Annotated in this window: 19 protein-coding genes and 5 tRNA genes; 9 read left to right on the top strand and 15 right to left on the bottom strand. The window is 62.1% G+C overall.

What is annotated here, in order from left to right; genetic code table 11:
* Nucleotides 1-64: 64 nt before the first annotated feature.
* Nucleotides 65-553 (bottom strand): TonB family protein, encoded by a 489-nt coding sequence (locus AWB74_RS03805; RefSeq protein ID WP_061145438.1) that lies wholly within the window; start codon nucleotides 551-553, stop codon nucleotides 65-67.
* A gap of 139 nt (nucleotides 554-692) precedes the next feature.
* Between AWB74_RS03805 and AWB74_RS46830 the strand changes: the two genes are divergently transcribed.
* Nucleotides 693-851 (top strand): hypothetical protein, encoded by a 159-nt coding sequence (locus tag AWB74_RS46830; protein ID WP_200821917.1) that lies wholly within the window; start codon nucleotides 693-695, stop codon nucleotides 849-851.
* A 79-nt stretch (nucleotides 852-930) separates the two neighbouring features.
* A complete protein-coding gene (locus AWB74_RS46360; RefSeq protein WP_159462795.1) occupies nucleotides 931-1,101 on the top strand; it encodes a hypothetical protein in 171 nt (56 codons plus the stop codon).
* A gap of 23 nt (nucleotides 1,102-1,124) precedes the next feature.
* Here AWB74_RS46360 and AWB74_RS03815 read toward each other — a convergent pair whose 3' ends face one another.
* The 6 genes from AWB74_RS03815 to rph form a co-directional block, all read right to left on the bottom strand.
* Nucleotides 1,125-1,442 (bottom strand): hypothetical protein, encoded by a 318-nt coding sequence (locus AWB74_RS03815; RefSeq protein WP_061145440.1) that lies wholly within the window; start codon nucleotides 1,440-1,442, stop codon nucleotides 1,125-1,127.
* 320 nt (nucleotides 1,443-1,762) lie between these two features.
* A tRNA-Ser gene (locus AWB74_RS03820) sits at nucleotides 1,763-1,852 on the bottom strand.
* A 45-nt stretch (nucleotides 1,853-1,897) separates the two neighbouring features.
* Nucleotides 1,898-3,106: an MFS transporter gene (locus AWB74_RS03825; RefSeq protein ID WP_200821922.1), complete on the bottom strand. Its 1,209-nt coding sequence runs from the start codon at nucleotides 3,104-3,106 to the stop codon at nucleotides 1,898-1,900.
* An 11-nt stretch (nucleotides 3,107-3,117) separates the two neighbouring features.
* A complete protein-coding gene (gene hemW / locus AWB74_RS03830) occupies nucleotides 3,118-4,341 on the bottom strand; it encodes a radical SAM family heme chaperone HemW (RefSeq protein WP_061145442.1) in 1,224 nt (407 codons plus the stop codon).
* A complete protein-coding gene (gene rdgB / locus AWB74_RS03835; protein ID WP_061145443.1) occupies nucleotides 4,338-4,955 on the bottom strand; it encodes an RdgB/HAM1 family non-canonical purine NTP pyrophosphatase in 618 nt (205 codons plus the stop codon). Before rdgB ends, hemW begins: the two co-directional genes overlap by 4 nt.
* Nucleotides 4,948-5,706: a ribonuclease PH gene (gene rph, locus AWB74_RS03840; protein ID WP_061145444.1), complete on the bottom strand. Its 759-nt coding sequence runs from the start codon at nucleotides 5,704-5,706 to the stop codon at nucleotides 4,948-4,950. The genes rdgB and rph overlap by 8 nt, the downstream gene beginning before the upstream one ends.
* A 237-nt stretch (nucleotides 5,707-5,943) precedes the next feature.
* Here rph and AWB74_RS03845 point away from each other — a divergent pair, with 237 nt between their 5' ends.
* From AWB74_RS03845 to AWB74_RS03865, 5 genes are all read left to right on the top strand, one after another.
* On the top strand, nucleotides 5,944-6,888 hold the full coding sequence (locus AWB74_RS03845; protein WP_061145445.1) for a YicC/YloC family endoribonuclease: 945 nt from the start codon (nucleotides 5,944-5,946) through the stop codon (nucleotides 6,886-6,888).
* 9 nt (nucleotides 6,889-6,897) lie between these two features.
* A complete protein-coding gene (gene gmk / locus AWB74_RS03850) occupies nucleotides 6,898-7,572 on the top strand; it encodes a guanylate kinase (protein ID WP_061145446.1) in 675 nt (224 codons plus the stop codon).
* A gap of 69 nt (nucleotides 7,573-7,641) precedes the next feature.
* Complete coding sequence (rpoZ, locus tag AWB74_RS03855) at nucleotides 7,642-7,845, top strand: DNA-directed RNA polymerase subunit omega (RefSeq protein WP_006999799.1); 204 nt, start codon at nucleotides 7,642-7,644, stop codon at nucleotides 7,843-7,845.
* Nucleotides 7,846-7,916: 71 nt separating this feature from the next.
* Nucleotides 7,917-10,310: a RelA/SpoT family protein gene (locus AWB74_RS03860; protein ID WP_200821918.1), complete on the top strand. Its 2,394-nt coding sequence runs from the start codon at nucleotides 7,917-7,919 to the stop codon at nucleotides 10,308-10,310.
* Nucleotides 10,311-10,375: 65 nt separating this feature from the next.
* Nucleotides 10,376-10,867 (top strand): phage protein NinX family protein, encoded by a 492-nt coding sequence (locus tag AWB74_RS03865; protein ID WP_061145447.1) that lies wholly within the window; start codon nucleotides 10,376-10,378, stop codon nucleotides 10,865-10,867.
* Between the two features lie 57 nt (nucleotides 10,868-10,924).
* Here the strand turns inward: AWB74_RS03865 and AWB74_RS03870 are convergent.
* From AWB74_RS03870 to AWB74_RS03880, 3 genes are all read right to left on the bottom strand, one after another.
* A tRNA-Arg gene (locus AWB74_RS03870) sits at nucleotides 10,925-11,001 on the bottom strand.
* A gap of 56 nt (nucleotides 11,002-11,057) precedes the next feature.
* Nucleotides 11,058-11,134, bottom strand: a tRNA-Arg gene (locus tag AWB74_RS03875).
* Between the two features lie 56 nt (nucleotides 11,135-11,190).
* A tRNA-Arg gene (locus AWB74_RS03880) sits at nucleotides 11,191-11,267 on the bottom strand.
* Nucleotides 11,268-11,406: 139 nt separating this feature from the next.
* Between AWB74_RS03880 and greB the strand changes: the two genes are divergently transcribed.
* Entirely contained in the window at nucleotides 11,407-11,958 is a 552-nt protein-coding gene (gene greB / locus AWB74_RS03885) for a transcription elongation factor GreB (protein ID WP_061145448.1), read from the top strand.
* 79 nt (nucleotides 11,959-12,037) lie between these two features.
* Here the strand turns inward: greB and AWB74_RS03890 are convergent, their stop codons facing one another.
* Nucleotides 12,038-13,198 carry a porin gene (locus AWB74_RS03890; protein WP_061124325.1) on the bottom strand — a complete coding sequence of 387 codons (1,161 nt, stop codon included), beginning with the start codon at nucleotides 13,196-13,198 and terminating at the stop codon, nucleotides 12,038-12,040.
* A gap of 1,317 nt (nucleotides 13,199-14,515) precedes the next feature.
* Here AWB74_RS03890 and AWB74_RS03895 point away from each other — a divergent pair.
* Entirely contained in the window at nucleotides 14,516-15,661 is a 1,146-nt protein-coding gene (locus tag AWB74_RS03895) for an exonuclease domain-containing protein (protein ID WP_061145449.1), read from the top strand.
* Between the two features lie 6 nt (nucleotides 15,662-15,667).
* Here the strand turns inward: AWB74_RS03895 and AWB74_RS03900 are convergent, their stop codons facing one another.
* The 4 genes from AWB74_RS03900 to AWB74_RS03910 all read right to left on the bottom strand — a co-directional run bounded on the left by AWB74_RS03900 (nucleotide 15,668) and on the right by AWB74_RS03910 (nucleotide 18,484).
* The gene (locus AWB74_RS03900; RefSeq protein ID WP_061145450.1) at nucleotides 15,668-16,270 is read right to left on the bottom strand and encodes a chorismate mutase; all 603 of its coding nucleotides are present in this window, start codon (nucleotides 16,268-16,270) and stop codon (nucleotides 15,668-15,670) included.
* Between the two features lie 234 nt (nucleotides 16,271-16,504).
* Nucleotides 16,505-16,654 (bottom strand): hypothetical protein, encoded by a 150-nt coding sequence (locus AWB74_RS46835; RefSeq protein ID WP_167390499.1) that lies wholly within the window; start codon nucleotides 16,652-16,654, stop codon nucleotides 16,505-16,507.
* Nucleotides 16,655-17,294: 640 nt separating this feature from the next.
* Nucleotides 17,295-17,370: transfer RNA gene (locus AWB74_RS03905), tRNA-Thr, on the bottom strand.
* Nucleotides 17,371-17,464: 94 nt separating this feature from the next.
* Nucleotides 17,465-18,484, bottom strand: a complete 1,020-nt coding sequence (locus AWB74_RS03910; protein ID WP_061145451.1) for a class 1 fructose-bisphosphatase — start codon at nucleotides 18,482-18,484, stop codon at nucleotides 17,465-17,467.
* Between the last annotated feature and the right edge of the window lie 53 nt (nucleotides 18,485-18,537).

Below are 18,537 nucleotides of genomic sequence, written 5' to 3' on the forward strand. Positions count from 1 at the left end.
CCGCGCCGGAAGCGGGTCCGGCAAGGGGTGAAAAATTATAACGAGCGTGCGCAGTGCGCGCCAATCAATCGAGGGTCATCGCCTGCGGTGAGTGCGACGTTTGCAGCTGGAACTTGCCGTTGTCGTTGAACATCCAGCCTTCGAAAAGCTCCAGTTGACCATTGCCGTTCAGAAGTTGCGCGGGCGGCGCGGGCAACGGTGCCGCGCGGCGCAGCGACGCGAGCGCGGTGGCTTCGGCTTCGTCGTCGCCATTGGTGCGATACACCGACGACGTGATGAGGCGTCCGCCGCGGTCCACTGTGAAGGACACGAGCACGAATGAGCGCAGCATCGCTTGCGGCGTGCCCTTCAGCACGAGCGACAGATTGCGTTCGAAGATACGTTGCGCGACATGCGCCTTGTACTCGTCGAGCGTCTGACCGGGGACTGGCGGCGCGGCGGCGGCGGCGGTGCGTGCTGCCACGACACTGGGCGGCGGGGTGATCGTGCAGGCGCTCATCGCCAGCGCACCGACGAGCGCAATGACGACAGAGCGGAAAGATGAGGCGGACATCGCCGGAAATCGAAAAGATCGCGTTACTTCAATGGTAGTCGCTGCAAAGGCGGAGAGCGAGACGAAACGTGCGGTGACGCGCGTTCGGGCGCGGGTTTTGCTGAGCATCTTTCATTCGAAAGCACTCGAGGAGGAAGCCATGAGCACCGAGACGAATCAGCCGGAAGACGGGAAGCCTGTTGAGCACAGCGACAACGAGAAAAGCAAGCTGCCCGAGCGAGACGACGAAAACCGCAAGCAAGCCCCGAACGACAGGCCGGGCAAGCAGTCGGGCGAGGGCGAAGCGCCCGTCGGCTGAAGCGCGCGCCGCGTGTGCGGTATGAGCGCGGCGGTGCTAAGGTAGGAAGGGGATATCCCCGGCATTTCGGGAGACGGCCATGTCACGCAAGAACCATCCTGCGCCATCGGGCGCGCCCGCGCGTCAGCAGCAACCGGCATCGGCGGCGCATTCGAAGAGCGAATCGAAACGTGCCGCGCCAAAGACGGATGCGGCCAAGGCGGAGCCGGTTCCGCATGTGCGTCCGCCCGTCAGATCCGACGACAACTGAGCGCGCGCCGGCGCGTAGTTCAGTCAGTCGGTGTAGGGCTTGACGAGTTCGGCGCAGTGTAACGGCGCGGTCGATCGGACCGTGCCGGTTTCTGCCGCGCGTGTTTCGACGCAGCGATAGACGCTGTTGGTTTTCTGAAGCACGTAGGTGTCTTCGGGCAGGCCCGAACTGCGCGCGGGGACGCTCGTCACCGCGACGATGCCATATCCATTCTGAATCAGGTCGAAGAACGTGGCTTCGGTCGCGCGCCATTGCGCGGCGTGCTGAGGCTGGGCATGCGCCGGCAGGCTCACGGCGGCGATGCAGCCGAAGAGGATGGGCATGATGCGGCCTGGCTTCATGGGCGGTTCTCCGCGTTGTTATGGATGAGGCGGTTAGATGGCGTTGGGGTCGTCGTGTTCACGTCGAATTGTTTCGAAGCGTGCGCGGTGCGATGCGATCGACCAAAAAAATGGCCTCGCTGACTGCGAGGCCCAAGTCCAACCTTACCCATTGAAGGCCTTCGTCACACGAGAATGGGGGAAACTCGGGACGGAGGCAGGGGAAAGATACGTGGCTTGCAGCGCGGTGAATATGCGTAATGTCTTAATGTGCGCGCTCGATGGCGGAATGCAAAAACGCCTCGCGGGTCGATAGACTCGCGAGGCGTTTTGAATTCGGCTGGCGGAGGCGGTGAGATTCGAACTCACGGAAGGATCGCTCCTTCGCCGGTTTTCAAGACCGGTGCCTTAAACCACTCGGCCACACCTCCAGCAAGGCGCGTATTGTAGCGCAAGTCATCGACGCAGAGGAACGTTCACCCTTCGAGCGATTTCGTCGCCCGCAGCGCGGGAAACCACCGCATCCACAGCAGCGCGACGGCGATCGTGCCGATCCCGCCGATCAACACCGCCGGCACTGCGCCGAACAATCCCGCCGTCATCCCCGATTCGAATTCGCCGAGCTGATTCGATGTCCCGATGAAGAGCGAATTGATCGCGCCGACGCGTCCGCGCATTTCATCGGGCGTCTGCAACTGCACGAGCGACGAGCGCACGACCACGCTGATCACATCCGATGCGCCCAGCGCCGCGAGCGCGAGCAAGGAAAAGCCGATATCGCGCGACAGGCCGAACAGGATCGTCGCGACGCCGAACGCGATCACGCCACCGAACAGCGCCGTGCCCGCGCGCTGACGCAGCGGATGATGCGCGAGCCAGATGGACCCGGCGAGTGCGCCCACTGCCGGCGCTGCGCGCAACACGCCGAGGCCCCACGGACCGGTATGCAGAATGTCCCGCGCATACACCGGCAAGAGCGCTGTCGCGCCGCCGAGCAGCACGGCGAACAGATCGAGCGACAGTGCGCCGAGAATCACCGGCTTGCTCCTGATGAAGCCGATGCCGGAGAAGAGCGCTTCGAACGACAAGGGCGCGCGCATGCGCACGGCTGCGTCGATCCTGATGGCGGCCACCGCGAACGCCGCGGCCAGAAACGCAATCGTCACCGCGCCGTACACGGTCAGTGCGCCGAGGCCGTACAGCAGGCCGCCCATCGCGGGTCCGAGGATCATCGCGGTCTGGTTGGCAGAAGTCGACCACGCCGTCGCCTGCTGCAATTGAGTGCGCGTGACGAGATTCGGCAGCAAGGCCGCCATCGATGGAGACTCGAACGCGCGCGCGGCGCCGGTGATCATCGCGATCGCGTAGATCGGGGCGACGGTTTCCCAGCCATGCCACGCGCCCAGACACAGCGCGAGCGCGCCAACGCCCTCGATCGCCTGACAGACATACGCGATCGTGCGCCTGTCGTATCGGTCCGCGACGTGCCCGACGACGAGCGTCAGCACGAACATCGGCAGAAACTGCGCGAGCCCGACGAAGCCGAGCGCATAGGCGCTGTGGGTGATCGAATAGACCTGCCATCCGATCGCGACCGACATCATCTGAAACGCCACCGACGACATCACCCGCGCGGTCCAGAAAAGCGCGAACGGGCGATGCCGCATCACCGAGCCCGGCGTCATCGTCGGCGCGCTCAATGCTTCGAGTCCTTCAAGAACAGCTCCTGTAGATCGTTGAGAAAGCGCTGGCCGAGCTCGGTCGGCGCGATGCGCTCGATGGTGCGCGTAATCAGCCCGCGTTTCTCCGCTTGCGCGAGCGCGGGCTCGATCGCCGATAGCGCAAGCCCCGTGCGCTCGACGAACGAATGCACCGGAAAGCCTTCGACGAGACGCAGCGTGTTCAGCATGAATTCGAACGGCAGATCACGCGGGCCGACCTCGCGCTCTTCCTGAATCGGGCTTTCATTGGGCGAAAGCGCGTGATCCATGTAGCTCGCCGGATGCTTGAAGCGCGCTTGGCGCAGAATCTTCGACGGAAACGACAGCTTCGTATGCGCGCCCGCGCCAATGCCGAGGTAATCGCCAAAACGCCAGTAATTCAGGTTGTGCCGGCTCTGCCGATGCGGCTTCGCATACGCCGACACCTCATAACGCTCGTAGCCGGCCGCGCGCGTGCGTTCGTGGATCCAGTCCTGCATGTCGGCGGAAGCATCGTCGTCGGGCAGGGCGGGCGGATACTTCGCGAAGACCGTGTTCGGCTCCATCGTCAGGTGATACAGCGACAGGTGCGGCGGCGCGAAGGAAATGGCGGTGTCGATATCGTGCCGGCACTCGTCCAGCGATTGCTGCGGCAGCGCGAACATCAGATCGAGATTGAAATTGTCGAAGTGCTTCGCCGCGATCTCGACGGCTCGACGCGCCTGCGCCGCATCGTGAATGCGGCCGAGCGCCTTCAGGTGCGCTTCGTTGAAGCTCTGGATGCCGATCGACAAACGGTTCACGCCGCTCGCCCGAAACGACGCGAACTTCGCGGCTTCGAACGTGCCAGGATTGGCTTCGAGCGTGATTTCGGCGTCGGCGTCGAGGGGCAGCAGCGCGCGTGCATCCGAAAGCAGGCGATCGAGGCCTTTCGCGGAAAGCAGCGAAGGCGTGCCGCCGCCGATGAAAATCGTATGCACCTGCCGTCCCCACACGAGTGGCAGCGCGCTTTCGAGATCTGCACGCAACGCGTCGAGATAACGTTCCTCGGGGAACGTGTCGTCCTTCCATTCGTGCGAATTGAAGTCGCAGTACGGGCACTTGCGCACGCACCACGGGAAGTGCACGTATAGCGAGAGCGGCGGCAGCGATGTCAGCCGGATGCTTCCCGGCGACGTGAACGCCTGCACGACGTTGATGGTCTTCGGCCCGGCGCTCACGCCAATTCCTTCAGTCGTTGCAGCAGATCGCGCAGCGCGAGCGCGCGATGACTCAGCGCGTTCTTGCGCGCGGGATCGAGTTCCGCGGCGGTCGCGTCGAGCGCCGGCAGGAAGAAGTGCGCGTCGTAGCCGAAGCCGTTCGCGCCGCGCGGTGCATCGATCACTTCGCCGTGCCAGCGGCCTTCCGCGATGAGCGGCTCTGGGTCGTCGGCGTGACGCACGAGGACGAGCACGCAGAAGTAGTACGCACGGCGATCGGTTTCATTGGCGAGATCGGCGACGAGCTTTGCGTTGTTCGCGGCATCGCTTTTCGCTCCGCCGTTCATCGATGCATAGCGCGCCGAATACACGCCCGGCGCGCCGTTCAACGCGCGCACGCACAGGCCGGAATCGTCGGCGAGCGCGGGCAGGCCGGTCAGCGTCGACGCGTGCCGCGCCTTCGCCAGCGCGTTCTCGACGAAGGTCGCGTGCGGCTCCGGCGCTTCGGGCACGCCGAGCTTGCCCTGCGCGATCAGTTCGATGCCCGCCGCATCCAGAAGCGATGCGAACTCGCGCAGCTTGCCCGCATTGTTCGACGCAAGGACCACGCGGCCCAGGCCATTGACATCAGACACCTTGAATCCCCAGTGCTTCCTTCTGTTTCAGGATCAGCGCTTTGATACCGCTGTCCGCCAGCGCGATCAGCTCGTTCATCTCGTCGCGCGTGAAGGGCGCGCCTTCCGCCGTGCCCTGCACCTCGACGAAGCCGCCCGCGCCCGTCATCACGACGTTCATGTCGGTGTCGCATTGAGAGTCTTCGTCGTAGTCGAGATCGAGAACCGGCGAGCCTTCGAAGACGCCGACCGAAATCGCCGCGACGAAGTCCTTCACCGGCGTCTTCGCGATCTTGCCCGCGGCGAGCAGCTTGGCGACCGCATCGTGCGCCGCGACGAACGCGCCCGTGATGCTCGCCGTGCGCGTGCCGCCATCGGCCTGAATGACATCGCAATCGATGTGCAGCGTGCGTGCGCCGAGCGCGTTCAGATCGAACACCGAGCGCAGCGCGCGCCCGATCAGACGCTGGATCTCCTGCGTGCGCCCCGTCTGCTTGCCGCGCGCGGCTTCGCGGTCGCTGCGCGTATGCGTCGCGCGCGGCAGCATGCCGTATTCGGCGGTGAGCCAGCCTTGCTCGCGTCCACGCAGGAACTCGGGCACGCGCTCGGCGATGCTCGCCGTGCAGATCACCTTGGTATCGCCGAATTCGACGAGCACCGAGCCTTCCGCGTGCTTCGTGTAGTTGCGCGTGATGCGCACGTCGCGCAACTGATTCGCGCGGCGGCCGCTCGGGCGCGGAGGAGAAGGCTTGAGCAAGGGGGAGTCGGTCATAAATGATGTTCGAGAGAGTTGGACGGGAAATCCCCGCGGAACCCGCCGATTTTATCGTCATTCACCGGCAGGCGTCGGTCGCGCACATGCCGTGCGGGCGGGCTCTGTGACAAAAATGGGATAATGCGGATTCCTCGCCCGGCAGCCAAACACGTGCCATCCCCAAAGCACTTTCGAGAGCGCCGGGCGTTTCGTTGAATCGGCCTTCGCAAGGAAGGTCACATCGCGAGACGTACCATGATCTACAGCATGACAGGCTATGCCAGCGCGACGCGCGAAGTCGTCGCGGATGGCGCCGGACCCAATGGCGCGGGCGGTTCGGGCGTCGGTGTATCGGTGGAACTGCGCACGGTGAATTCGCGCTTTCTCGATCTGAACTTCCGCATGCCCGAAGACGTGCGCGCAACCGAGCCGCAATTGCGCGAAATGCTGATGACGAAGCTCTCGCGCGGCAAGGTCGATATCCGCATCAACCTGAATCGCGTCGAGCAGTCGGCGAACGCGGGCGCGCTGAACCGCGAAGCGCTCTCGCAACTCGCGACGCTCGAGCGCGCTGTGCTCGACGTCTTCCCCGACGCCGAGCGCATGCGCACCGGCGAAATCCTGCGCTGGCCCGGCGTGCTCGCGGAAAGCGCGGTATCGCAGGAAACGCTGCGCGAAGCGGTGCTCGCATGCGGCAAGCAGGCCATCGCGGATCTCATCGAAGTGCGCGCGCGCGAAGGCGCGGCGCTCGGCAACGTGCTCATCAACAACGTGACGGAGATGGAAGCGATCGTCGCGCGCATCACGCCGCTCGTGCCCGAACTGATCGCGAAGCATCAGCAGAAGATCGTCGAGCGTTTGCAGGATGCACTGGGCATCGCGACGTCCGAAGGCGCAACGCCGACGAGCGCGCCGCGCGAGGAAATCGCCGAGCGCATCCGTCAGGAAGTGACGATGTACGGCATTCGCATCGACATCGCCGAAGAATTGCAGCGCCTCACCGCGCATCTGAACGAAACGCGCCACGTGCTGCAAAAGGGCGGCAAGGTCGGCAAGCGTCTCGACTTCATGATGCAGGAGCTCAATCGCGAAGCGAACACGCTCGGCTCGAAGGCGGCCGCCAAGGAACTCGCCGATGCATCGATGACGCTCAAGCTGCTCATCGAACAGATGCGCGAGCAAGTACAGAATCTGGAGTAACGCAACATCATGCCGAACACCACGCACCGCTCGCATAGCCACTACACGGGCATCTATCCCGGCAACCTGTTCATGGTCGTCGCGCCTTCGGGCGCGGGCAAGTCCACGCTCGTAAACGCGCTGCTCGCCGAGGACAAGGACATTCTGCTGTCGGTTTCGTACACCACGCGTGAAGCGCGGACGAAGGAAACCAACGGCGTGCAGTATCACTTCGTATCCGTCGATGAATTCATGGAGCGGCGCGAGAAGGGCGAGTTTCTGGAGTCGGCCGAAGTGCACGGCAACTACTACGCCACGTCGAAGCTCTGGATCGCGGACCAGATGAAGCAGGGCCACGACGTGCTGCTCGAAATCGACTGGCAGGGCGCGCAGCAGGTCAAGAAGCAGTTCCGCAACGCGGTGGAGATTTTCATTCTGCCGCCGTCGCTCGATGCGCTCGAAGACCGCCTCAAGAAACGTGGCCAGGATTCCGAAAAAGTGATCGTGCGGCGCTTGCTGGCGGCCGGCAGCGAGATGGCGCATGCGTCGGAGGCGGAGTATGTCGTGATCAACGAAAACTTCGATCGCGCGCTCAACGAACTGCGTTGCCTCGTGGCCGCGACGCGCCTGCGCTTCACGTCGCAATACGCCCGCAATACGCAGCTTTTCGTGGACCTCGGCATTCATTCGACTCCGCAATCCTGACACATTGCCGTGGCCGGGTGCTTCGGTCACATAAGGTAGAATAAAACCCATATCGAGAAGGAACTAAACATGGCCCGCATCACCGTCGAAGATTGCCTGAAACAAATCCCTAATCGCTTCGAGCTCGCGCTCGCGGCGACGTATCGTGCGCGCCAGCTCGCGCAAGGCCACACGCCGAAAATCGAGAGCCGCGACAAGCCGACCGTCGTCGCGCTGCGCGAAATCGCGGCGGGCCAGGTTGGTATCGAAATGTTGAAGAAGGTGCCCGTCTAAGGGCTTCGGCAACACCGGTTTCAGTTTTTGCAACCGACGACACCACGCGTCACATCACCACGGAGGCGAAGATGAGTCAGACACCGTTGCCCATCTCCGCTGCCGTGGATCCCGACCTCGAAATCGATCAGGATTCGATGCTCGACGCGGACAAGCCGCATGCGGCGCGCAAGTACATCGACGCCGTTCTCGAACAGTCGTTTCGCCATCTGTTCGGCCCGACCGCGACGCCCGAGCAGCCGCGCAAGCACGACGTCGTTTCCATCGCGAAACTGACGAACACGCTCGCGAGCTACATCTCCGCCGAGGAGATCAAGGAAGTCAAGGCGGCTTTCCATTTCAGCGACGAAGCGCATCTCGGGCAGTATCGACAGAGCGGCGAGCCGTATATCACGCATCCGGTCGCGGTCGCGGAAATCTGCGCGGGCTGGAAGCTCGACGCGCAATCGATCATGGCGGCGCTCCTGCACGACGTGATCGAGGACCAGGGCGTCACCAAGACGGAGATCGCAGAGCGTTTCGGCGCGAAGGCCGCGGAACTGGTCGACGGCTTGTCCAAGCTGGACAAGATGGAATTTCGCAACCGCGAGGAAGCGCAGGCGGAGAATTTCCGCAAGATGCTGCTCGCGATGGCGCGCGACGTGCGCGTCATTCTCGTCAAGCTCGCCGACCGGCTGCACAACATGCGCACGCTCGGCGCGGTGCCGCCGGAAAAGCGCCGTCGCGTCGCGCGCGAGACGCTCGATATTTACGCGCCGATCGCGCATCGGCTCGGTCTGAACAATACGTATCGCGAGCTGCAGGACCTTTCCTTCGCGAACTTCAATCCGAATCGCTACGCCACGCTCGAAAAAGCGGTGAAGGCGGCGCGCGGCAATCGCCGCGAAGTGGTCGGCAAGATTCTCGAAGCCGTGCAGCGGACCATCGCGGATGCGAAGATCAACGCGGAAGTCACCGGCCGCGAAAAGACGATCTACAGCATCTACAAGAAGATGCGCGACAAGCAGTTGTCGTTTTCGCAAGTGCTCGATGTGTACGGCTTTCGCGTCGTCGTCGAGAGCGCGCTCGAGTGCTATACGTGCATCGGCGCGCTGCATGCGCTCTACAAGCCCGTTCCCGGCAAGTTCAAGGATTACATCGCCATTCCGAAGGTGAACGGCTATCAGTCCCTGCATACCACGCTCGTCGGCCCGTTCGGTGCGCCGATCGAGTTCCAGATCCGCACGCGCAAGATGCATGAGATCGCCGAGGCCGGCGTGGCCGCGCACTGGCTCTACAAGAACGGCGGCGCGGACCTGAACGACGTGCAGAAGCGCGCGCATCAATGGCTCAAATCGCTGCTGGATATCCAGAGTGAGGCGGGCGATTCCAGCGAATTCCTCGAACACGTCAAGATCGACCTGTTCCCGGACGCGGTCTACGTGTTCACGCCGAAGTCGAAGATCATGCCGCTGCCGCGTGGCGCCACTGCGCTCGACTTCGCGTATTCCATTCACAGCGATCTCGGTAATCAGTGCGTCGCGGTGAAGATCAACAACGAGCTTCTGCCGCTGCGCACGGAGCTGAAGAGCGGCGATATCGTCGAAGTGATCACCGCGCCGTATTCGAAGCCGAATCCCGCGTGGCTCGGCTTCGTACGCACCGGCAAGGCGCGCTCGGCCATCCGTCACTATCTGAAGACGATGCGCCTGAACGAGTCCGTCCAGTTGGGCGAGCGGCTCGTCGATCAGAGTTTGAAGGGCTACGGCCTCGCGCTGTCGGACGTCACGCCGGAAGTGTGGGAAAAACTCGTGCTGTGGACCGGCAACAAGACGCGGCAGGAAATTTTCGCGGATATCGGTCTCGGCCGGCGTGTGGCTGCGGTGATGGCCAAGCGCATCGAAGTGTTGATGAACGGCATCGCCGACGACGAAGATCATCCTCGCGAGCATCACAGCACCAATACCGCGCCACCGGTCGTCATCACGGGTACGGAAGGCATGTCGGTGCAACTGTCGCCGTGCTGCCGCCCGATTCCCGGCGACGACATCATGGGCTATATCGGCATCGGCCTCGGCATGGCGATCCACACGACCGAATGCCGCGTCGCGCAACGCATCCACCGGCGCGATCCGGGCCGCTGGATCGACGTCGCATGGGCGCCGCAGCCGGGCCGTCTTTTCGATGTCGCCGTGAAGGTGCTCGTGAAGAACACGAAGGGCGTGTTCGCACGCGTGGCTGCCGACATCACCTCCGCCGATGCGAACATCGTGCATATCGCGATGGACGAAGACGTGTCGCAGGAAGCGAAGCTGCTGCGTTTCGTGATCCAGGTCAGCGATCGCGTGCATCTGGCGAACGTCATGCGCCGCGTGCGCACCAATCCGGACGTGATGCGCATCGCGCGCGAGCGTCCGAGCGACGAACCGCATCACCGCAATCAGGACGGCGGCATGCGCATCGACCGCGAGCGCGCCGACTACTGACGCGCCGGCGCGGGTACGCGGCATGCATGCCTGTCGTCCTTCGACGAACAGGAGAGAGCGCCGCAATGAACACTTCCGATCTCGAAGGCCCCGCACTCGATTACTGGGTGGCGCGCGGGCTGCACGAATTCATCCGCGAGATTCACTTCACCGATAGCGGAGAGACGCTCTCCATACGCGGCAACGACCGCGGCAAACCGTGGGACGGGCGCTTTTTACCGTCGACGTCATGGGAGGCCGCATCGGTCGTGCTGGAGCGCGCCTGCAAGCTCGAGATGCAGGATCACGGGCGCGGCGAGGTGATCTGCTCCGTGACCTTCGGCAAGGACGGCGAGTCGGTGGAAGGGCGGGGGCCTTCGTTGCGTATCGCGTTGCTGCGCGCCTTTGTGCGGCATGCGTTCGGCGATACGGTCGAGGACGAGTATGTGCGACGCCCGCAGTCGCTGCTCGGCGCACGCGCGGAGCCGATCGGGGAATCGAGCGCGATTGCGTCGGTGGAAGACGTGCCTTCGCCGGGACGGCATATCGGCGATATCAGCCCGGTCCCGCGCGGCTAGACGACGTTCGACGCGCAGAAACAAAAAGGGCCTTCCATGTGGAAGGCCCTTCAAAAATGGCGCGGCTGGCAGGATTCGAACCCACGACCCCTTGGTTCGTAGCCAAGTACTCTATCCAACTGAGCTACAGCCGCACGCAAAACGGTACTGCAAAGTCTGTTTCCGCAAACGCGGAGATACTGCAAATTAGTGGCGCGGCTGGCAGGATTCGAACCCACGACCCCTTGGTTCGTAGCCAAGTACTCTATCCAACTGAGCTACAGCCGCACGCAAAACGGTACTGCAAAGTCTGTTTCCGCAAACGCGGAGATACTGCAAATTAGTGGCGCGGCTGGCAGGATTCGAACCCACGACCCCTTGGTTCGTAGCCAAGTACTCTATCCAACTGAGCTACAGCCGCACGCAGAAGCGGAATTATAGCCAAGCCCATTCCAAAAAGGAAGAGGCTTCGGCTGGTTTATCGATCTTTCTGTCGACGAAAGCGCCGCGCGACGTGGTAAGTTGATGTTTGCAAAGCGAGAACATCATCCATTCGTATTATGAACAAGGCATTTGTCAAAGAGTCGGATGACGCCGACGACGACCTCGAACTCGGTCAACCGGACGTTCCGGCGGGCACGAAGAACTACATCACGCCGGCGGGCCATCAGCGGCTGCGTGACGAGCTCCTGCAGCTTCTCGACAACGAGCGGCCCGAGGTCGTCAGGCTCGTCTCCTGGGCCGCGTCCAACGGCGACCGGTCGGAGAACGGCGACTATATCTACGGCAAACGGCGGTTGCGCGAAATCGACCGGCGCATCCGTTTTCTGGGCAAGCGCCTGGATCTCGCGGAAGTGGTGGACAGCAGCAAGCAGGAGAACGTCGATCAGGTGTTCTTCGGCGCAACGGTCGACTACGCGGGCGACGACGGCGACGTGAAGACGGTCACGATCGTCGGCGTGGACGAGGTCGATCTGGAGCGCGGCTACGTGAGCTGGATCTCGCCGGTCGCGCGCGCGCTGCTGAAGGCGAAGATCGGCGATACGGTCGCATTGCACACGCCCGCGGGCGTGCAGCAGATCGATATCGTGGATGTGCGATATCCGCGCTGAATCGCTTCCAGCACGACTCGCAGACGAAAAAAAGCCGCTCCGGAGAGCGGCTTTTTCACAACAGAACTGCCGGTGAAGCTTAGAAGCGGTGACGCATGCCAACCGTTGCCGAAACCTGGTTCGAGTTCGACGACATACCGACGCCATTGATCACTGCGCCGATGGGCAGGTTGTCCTTGTCGGTCATGTGCTGGTACTCGCCCTGCAGGTACACGTCGGTACGCTTCGACAGCGCGTACGCCGTTTGCAGGCTGAACTGATGGAACTTCGGCTTTTCGCCGTCGATGCGGCTGTCGGTGTACGTGTACGCACCCGCGAGCGACAGAGCCGGCGTCAGGTTGTAGCGGCCGTTCACTTCGTAGTTCGTGAAGCGGACGTGACCGTCGGTCAGGTTGATCGAACCGGCGCCTTGCGTGCCGACGCTGGTGATCGACGAAGCGTTGTCGAGCATCGTCTGCGTGAACACGAAACCAACCGTTGCCGGGCCGAACGCATAGCTCAGACCACCGCCGAAGATGCGCTGACGGCCAGCGACGAACGGCGTGTTGTCGGTCGTGATCGCGCCGTTGATGTTGTTCGTCGGCGAGCCAACGTTGTTCAGCTGCATGTACGCCGCAGCGACGTTCAACGGACCGTAGTTGTACGATGCGCCGACGCTGTACGCGCGGTTATCCGCGAAGCCGCCTGCTTCGTTCGAGAAGCCGTACATCGCGCCCAGCTTGAAGCCGGCGTAGTTCGCGCTCGTGTACTTGACCGAGTTGTTCACGCGGAACGTGTTGTCGAGGTTGTCGTTGTCGAACGGGTGGGCGAACTGCGTGCCGCCGTATTGCGTGCCCGTCAGAGCCAGAGGCCCGAGGAAGTCGACGACGGAGTCATATTGACGGCCGAGGGTGATCGCGCCGAACTGATTGCTCGACAGACCGACGAACGCCTGACGGCCGAACTCACGACCGCCTTGGCCGTTCGTGCCGTTCATGATGTTGAAGCCGTTCTCCAACGTGAAGATCGCCTTCAGGCCGCCGCCGAGGTCTTCAGAACCGCGCAGGCCCCAACGGCTGCCGTTGACCGAACCGCTCGTCGCCTTGAAGTTGCTGTGGCCAGGGCCGCCGACCGTCGTGATCTGGTTGTTCGTGTAGGTGATGCCCGCATCGATCAGGCCGTACAGCGTGACGCTGCTTTGCGCATGGGCGGCGGTAGCAAAAACGCCCGACAGGGCGGCGACCATGAGAGTCTTTTTCATCTTTGTAACTCCGAGAGCAGATAGGGGCCGAGGACCCAGGCTTTGGGAAACCTCGCTCCGGCGCGCTGCGAGAGGCGCGGGGCGGAGGAGCAATGCGTCGACGTAGCGACACATTTGTTTCCGGACCAAACGAAGTGTAAAGACGGCGTTACAGGACAAGGCGTTCCAAATTCCGCAATAAACCATTGTTGATGCGGCAATGATCGGAGATGCCCATATTTTTGTTTATATACAATGGTTTATGGACGAATAAAGTCGTAAGGCGGGAAGTGTCAACCAAACGACGTTGCGCATGCGCTACACGATTTGCAGTCGCAAACAGCGAAACGTCCGAAATTACATTGTTGAGATATTTGAAAAAGAAGATTGCGGCTTTTGCGGGTAATTAATGCGGACCGGATCGCTATACTGGCGGGGCTGCTTTCCGAAGCAGACTTTTTCGTTGACGGAAAAAGATCTCCAAACTTTGTCAGCGCGACTTCCCAGTCGCGCTTTTTTTTGTCTGCACGGAGTCGGGGTCCGAGGGCCGTGCGACAAGGGTTTGCCGGCTTATCAGCGTGCCGAAAGTGGTCTGCGGTTCGGGCGTCGTTGATCCGTGCTAAGAGCGATTTCCACACTGCGCAACTCGATCGGGCTGAATCGGAGTAGGTGATGTTGATTACATTTAAGTTGCGACTTAATTTCGATGTTGCTTAGTGCCGGAGGATTGGGCAAGTCGAATGAGCATCGCGAGAAGAATAATTGTGGATCGCCTTTGTCGGTTATTTTTCATTATTCGAGGAATGGTAAGCGAATTGCCGAAATCGGGATAATGCTTCGGAAAATTTTTTGAAGCCATGCACATGTAGATTTCAGAACTAAAATCCCGCGCTCTTCGTATTAGCGATTAACCTCCATTTCAAACCGTTATTTACTCGATACTTAGAGTCGCCAACATCGCGGGCGCCTGCTCCGTCCGCGCGGCTTGGGATGCGGTTCCCCGCCTCTAGAGGCGCAGACAATGGTCGGCGAAGGCTTCGCCGTCCGCTCATGGTTGTCGGCAGTCCGCTTTCTGGAACGCGCCAACAAAATTGTTTGTTAATCGGGGAAAGTTATTACGGGTTACCCGCTATTGCTTTTTGATCGACTCGACCACCGCCTTGCCAAGGCCAAATGGATAACCGCATTAAGCGCTCGCTTGAGCAATTAATAAAAGCGGCCAGGCACAGCGTTCACTCACCACCGGCGAAAGCCTCGCGCCCCGTGCTGCGTTAGAATGGGCAATCCAAGACACACGCTCCATCCCGCCTTCTCGCGCCGTTTTCCGCGCCGTCCACGATGCATCTCGACTCCTCTTCAAGCTTTGCCTTTCCATCCGCACCCATCGCATTCGTCGATCTCGAAACGACCGGCGGCACGTTCGGCGTGGACCGCATCACCGAGATCGGCATCGTGGAAGTCGGGCCGTCGGGCGTTTCGCAGTGGACGTCGCTGGTCAATCCGCAAAAACCTATTCCCGCGTTCGTCCAACAACTGACCGGCATCACCGACGCAATGGTGCGCGATGCCCCCACCTTCGAACAACTCGCCGCCGGCTTGCTCGAGCGGATGAACGGGCGGCTGTTCGTCGCGCATAACGCGCACTTCGACCACGGCTTCCTGAAGGGCGAATTCAGGCGCCTCGGGCTTCGCTTCGCGCCCGACGTGCTTTGCACGGTGCAACTTTCGCGGGCGGTCTATCCGACAGAAACCCGTCACGGTCTCGATGCACTCGTCGACCGGCACGCGCTCGTACCTTCCGCGCGGCACCGGGCGCTCGCCGACGCGGATCTGCTCTGGCAGTTCTGGCAACACCTGCATCGCGCGCACGCGCCGGACGTCGTGCAGGCGCATCTGGAACGCGTGACGCGCCGATTCCAGCTCGCGGCGCATATCGACGAAGACACGATCGAGCAGATTGCCGCAGGCTGCGGCGTCTACATGTTTTATGGCGACGACGACGCGCCGCTCTACGCGGGTCGCAGCGTGAAGTTGCGCCAACGGGTGCGCTCGCATCTCGTCGGGCCGCGACGTTCAGCGAAGGATCTGCGTCTGGCCGCGCTCGTGCGCCGCGTCGAATGGAAGGCGACGGGCGGGGAGATCGGTGCGATGCTTGCCGAGGCGCAATGGATTGCCGACGCGCGTCCGGCGCATAATCGCGCGCCGAAGTCGCGTCCTGGTGAAGTGCGTGGTGCGCCGTGGCCGTACGGCGGCGCGATCGCGATAGAAGAGCGGGACGCGGCATCGGGGCAGCGCGCGTGGCACGTCATCGACGACTGGTGCTATCTCGGCTCGGCCAGCACGCTGGCGCAGGCCGGTGCGCTGCATGCAGGCGCCGGCGCGACGCAGTTCGAACTGACGACCTATCGCATTCTGAGCGAGCGCCTCGCGCGCGGGCTGGCCGTGACGCCGCTCATCGCGGCAGCGCCCGCGGCTGCCATCTAAGCGCGATCAACCCACTGCACCCACGCCGCCCGTCGCGCAGACGTGCGACAGCGCGCGCATGAGCGGCTCGTTCATCGACGAGTTGTAGCGCGTCAGATGCTTCCATCGCGCGACGCTTTCGGCGAGGCGCATCGGGCAGTCGTCGGCGTGACGAATGGGCTCGACGTGCGCGAGCGCCGACACGAGCGATTGCGTCAGGCGATCGAGTTTCGGACGCGTGTCCTTGGCGAGATCGGGCGGGGATTCTTCCGGCGCCGCTCTCAGCGCGCGCCAGTTGGCGAAAAGGACGTTTTGCACGTCCTTGCTCGCATCGATCTGATCGCGAAAGAACTGCCGCGCGAATTCGGGATCGACCTGCGCGCCTTTGGCCTTTTCCTCGACCTGCTTGAGCAACGCTTCTTCACGGGGCGCGTCGGTGATCGGCTCGTGATGCGCCCATTTCCAGCGCGCAACCGGCTCCGCAAGCGCGAGCCGTTGCGATACGAGCGCGATGATATTGGTGAACGGCGTGTCGTCGCCGTCGGCGTGCACGGATGCGGGCGCAGCGAACGCGAGCACGCAGGCGAGAGCGGCGGAGGCGAGGAGAGAGATGTTCGATCGGCGGCGCATCGGTGTCCGGGCAAAAGCGCCAGAATAGCGCACCGACCGCTCGAATCTAAACGTGATCGGCAATCGGGAGAAGAGCCTCGACGAGGCGAGCCGGACCGCACGACTCGCCCAAGCGGTCATGAACGACGGGCGCGACGCGTCCTGGCGTGTGCCATGCGCGGACCTTTCGGTCCGTGTGCGCCGCGCGCGGCGGGCGTCGTTCTCACGACGACGGCGTGATCCAGCGTGTCCGCCTTACTTCGACTGCGCCGAGTTGCGCTGTTCGTCGAAGAACGCGCGCACATGCTCGGGCAGTTCGGTCGCGAGAAATTCGACGCCAACCGGTTCCGGATCCGGACAATACACCTTGTCGGGCGTCGGGATTTTCGTCGGTTTCGCGTCCATGATTTCTCTCCTTGATGACTACGGCAATTGCGCCAACTGGCCAGTGCGGCTTTTGCGCCGCCGCATACGGCCGAAAACCAAATACGGTTCCCTCTAGTTATGCGTTATCGGATCGCGACCGCTTCGGCTTGAGCCAAATCGGCGCGTGTGATTCATCAACGCATGATCGTTCGTCTCCGGACTGGCAATATGTCGGTAATTGATTGCCGGCCCTCAATTCATCGCCGCAAAAAGTACTGCTTAGGAGTCTCCGATGACCGCCTCGGCGAGCCGCGCCCAGCCTGGCTCTGCACGAAACGCGACCATCGCGTACTTAAACTGTAGCTTTTCCTCTATGGATATAACGATACCGGGAAACCAGCGTTGACGCATGATGGTGCAGGGCGGAAAATGGCTTGTTGTTGTACGTAATCGCACATATAAGGCGAATCAGGCGGGAGGCGGGCGCGAACGTGAAATCGGTGAGGCCGGTTTCAGTCGTAAGTCGCAATCGCGTGTATAGCGGAGCCGATCGTTGCAAAACGCGCAAAGCGTTTTGCGGGAGATGAAAGCAAAGCTGAACTGCTTGCAGTGGAGCACAAAAGCAAAAGACCCGCGTCACTTCCGTGTACGCGGGTCTTTTGTGCTGCTTGAATCCTGTTGGTGCCGGAAAGAGGAATCGAACCCCCGACCTTCGCATTACGAATGCGCTGCTCTACCGTCTGAGCTATTCCGGCTCCGAATTTTTCTTCGCTTTTGCGTCCGTTTTGATCGTCAGCAGCGAAGAAGTGAGATTATGCAGAGCCTTTCTCGTCTTGGCAATACTTAAGATCAATTTTTCTTTTCGAGATGGTAGCCGGTCACGCGGTCGACTTCGCTCTTCGAACCGAGGAAAACCGCGACGCGCTGATGAAGGCTCGTCGGCTGGATATCGAGGATGCGCTCCTCGCCATTGGTCGCGGCGCCGCCGGCCTGTTCGACGATGAACGCCATCGGATTCGCCTCGTACATCAGACGCAGCTTGCCGGGCTTCGACGGATCACGCTTGTCGGCCGGATACATGAAGATGCCGCCGCGGTTCAGGATGCGGTGCACATCCGCGACCATCGATGCGATCCAGCGCATGTTGAAATCTTCCTTGCGGGCGCCGTCCTTGCCGTCGTTCAGTTCGCCGATGTAGCGCTGCACCGGCTCGTACCAGTGACGCTTGTTCGACGCGTTGATCGCGTACTCGCGCGTTTCGACGGGAACCTTCATGTCGCGCTGCGTGAGCACCCACGAGCCGAGCTCGCGATCGAGCGTGAAGCAGTTCACGCCGTGACCGGTCGTCAGCACGAGCACGGTCTGCGGGCCGTACACCGCGTAGCCCGCTGCGACCTGCTGCGAGCCCGGCTGCATGAACGCCTGTTCGCTCGGCTCGACGCCATCCGGGCAACGCAGCACCGAAAAGATCGTACCGATCGACACGTTCACGTCGATGTTCGACGAGCCGTCGAGCGGATCGAACGTCAGCAGATAGTTGCCCTTCGGGTAGCGGTTGGGGATCGGGAAGATCTTTTCCATTTCTTCCGATGCCATCGCGGCGAGGTTGCCGCCCCATTCGTTGGCTTCGAGCAGGATTTCATTCGAGAGCACATCGAGCTTTTTCTGCACTTCGCCCTGGACGTTCTCGCTGCCGGCGGAGCCGAGCGCTTCGCCCAGAGCGCCCTTGCTGACGTGGTAGCTGATCTGCTTGCACGCCCGCGCGATGACCTCGATCAATAGGCGCAGATCGGCCGGCAGGTTCTGGTGCTCGCGTTGCTGCTCGATCAGATACTTGGAAAGCGTGGTGCGGCTGGAAATGGAGGACATGCGGGGCTCCGTGAGCGTTAGACGAATATTCACGATTCTAACCGCTCGACCTG

The sequence above is a fragment of the Caballeronia arvi genome, assembly GCF_001544695.2.
Classification (GTDB): Bacteria; Pseudomonadota; Gammaproteobacteria; order Burkholderiales; family Burkholderiaceae; genus Caballeronia; species Caballeronia arvi.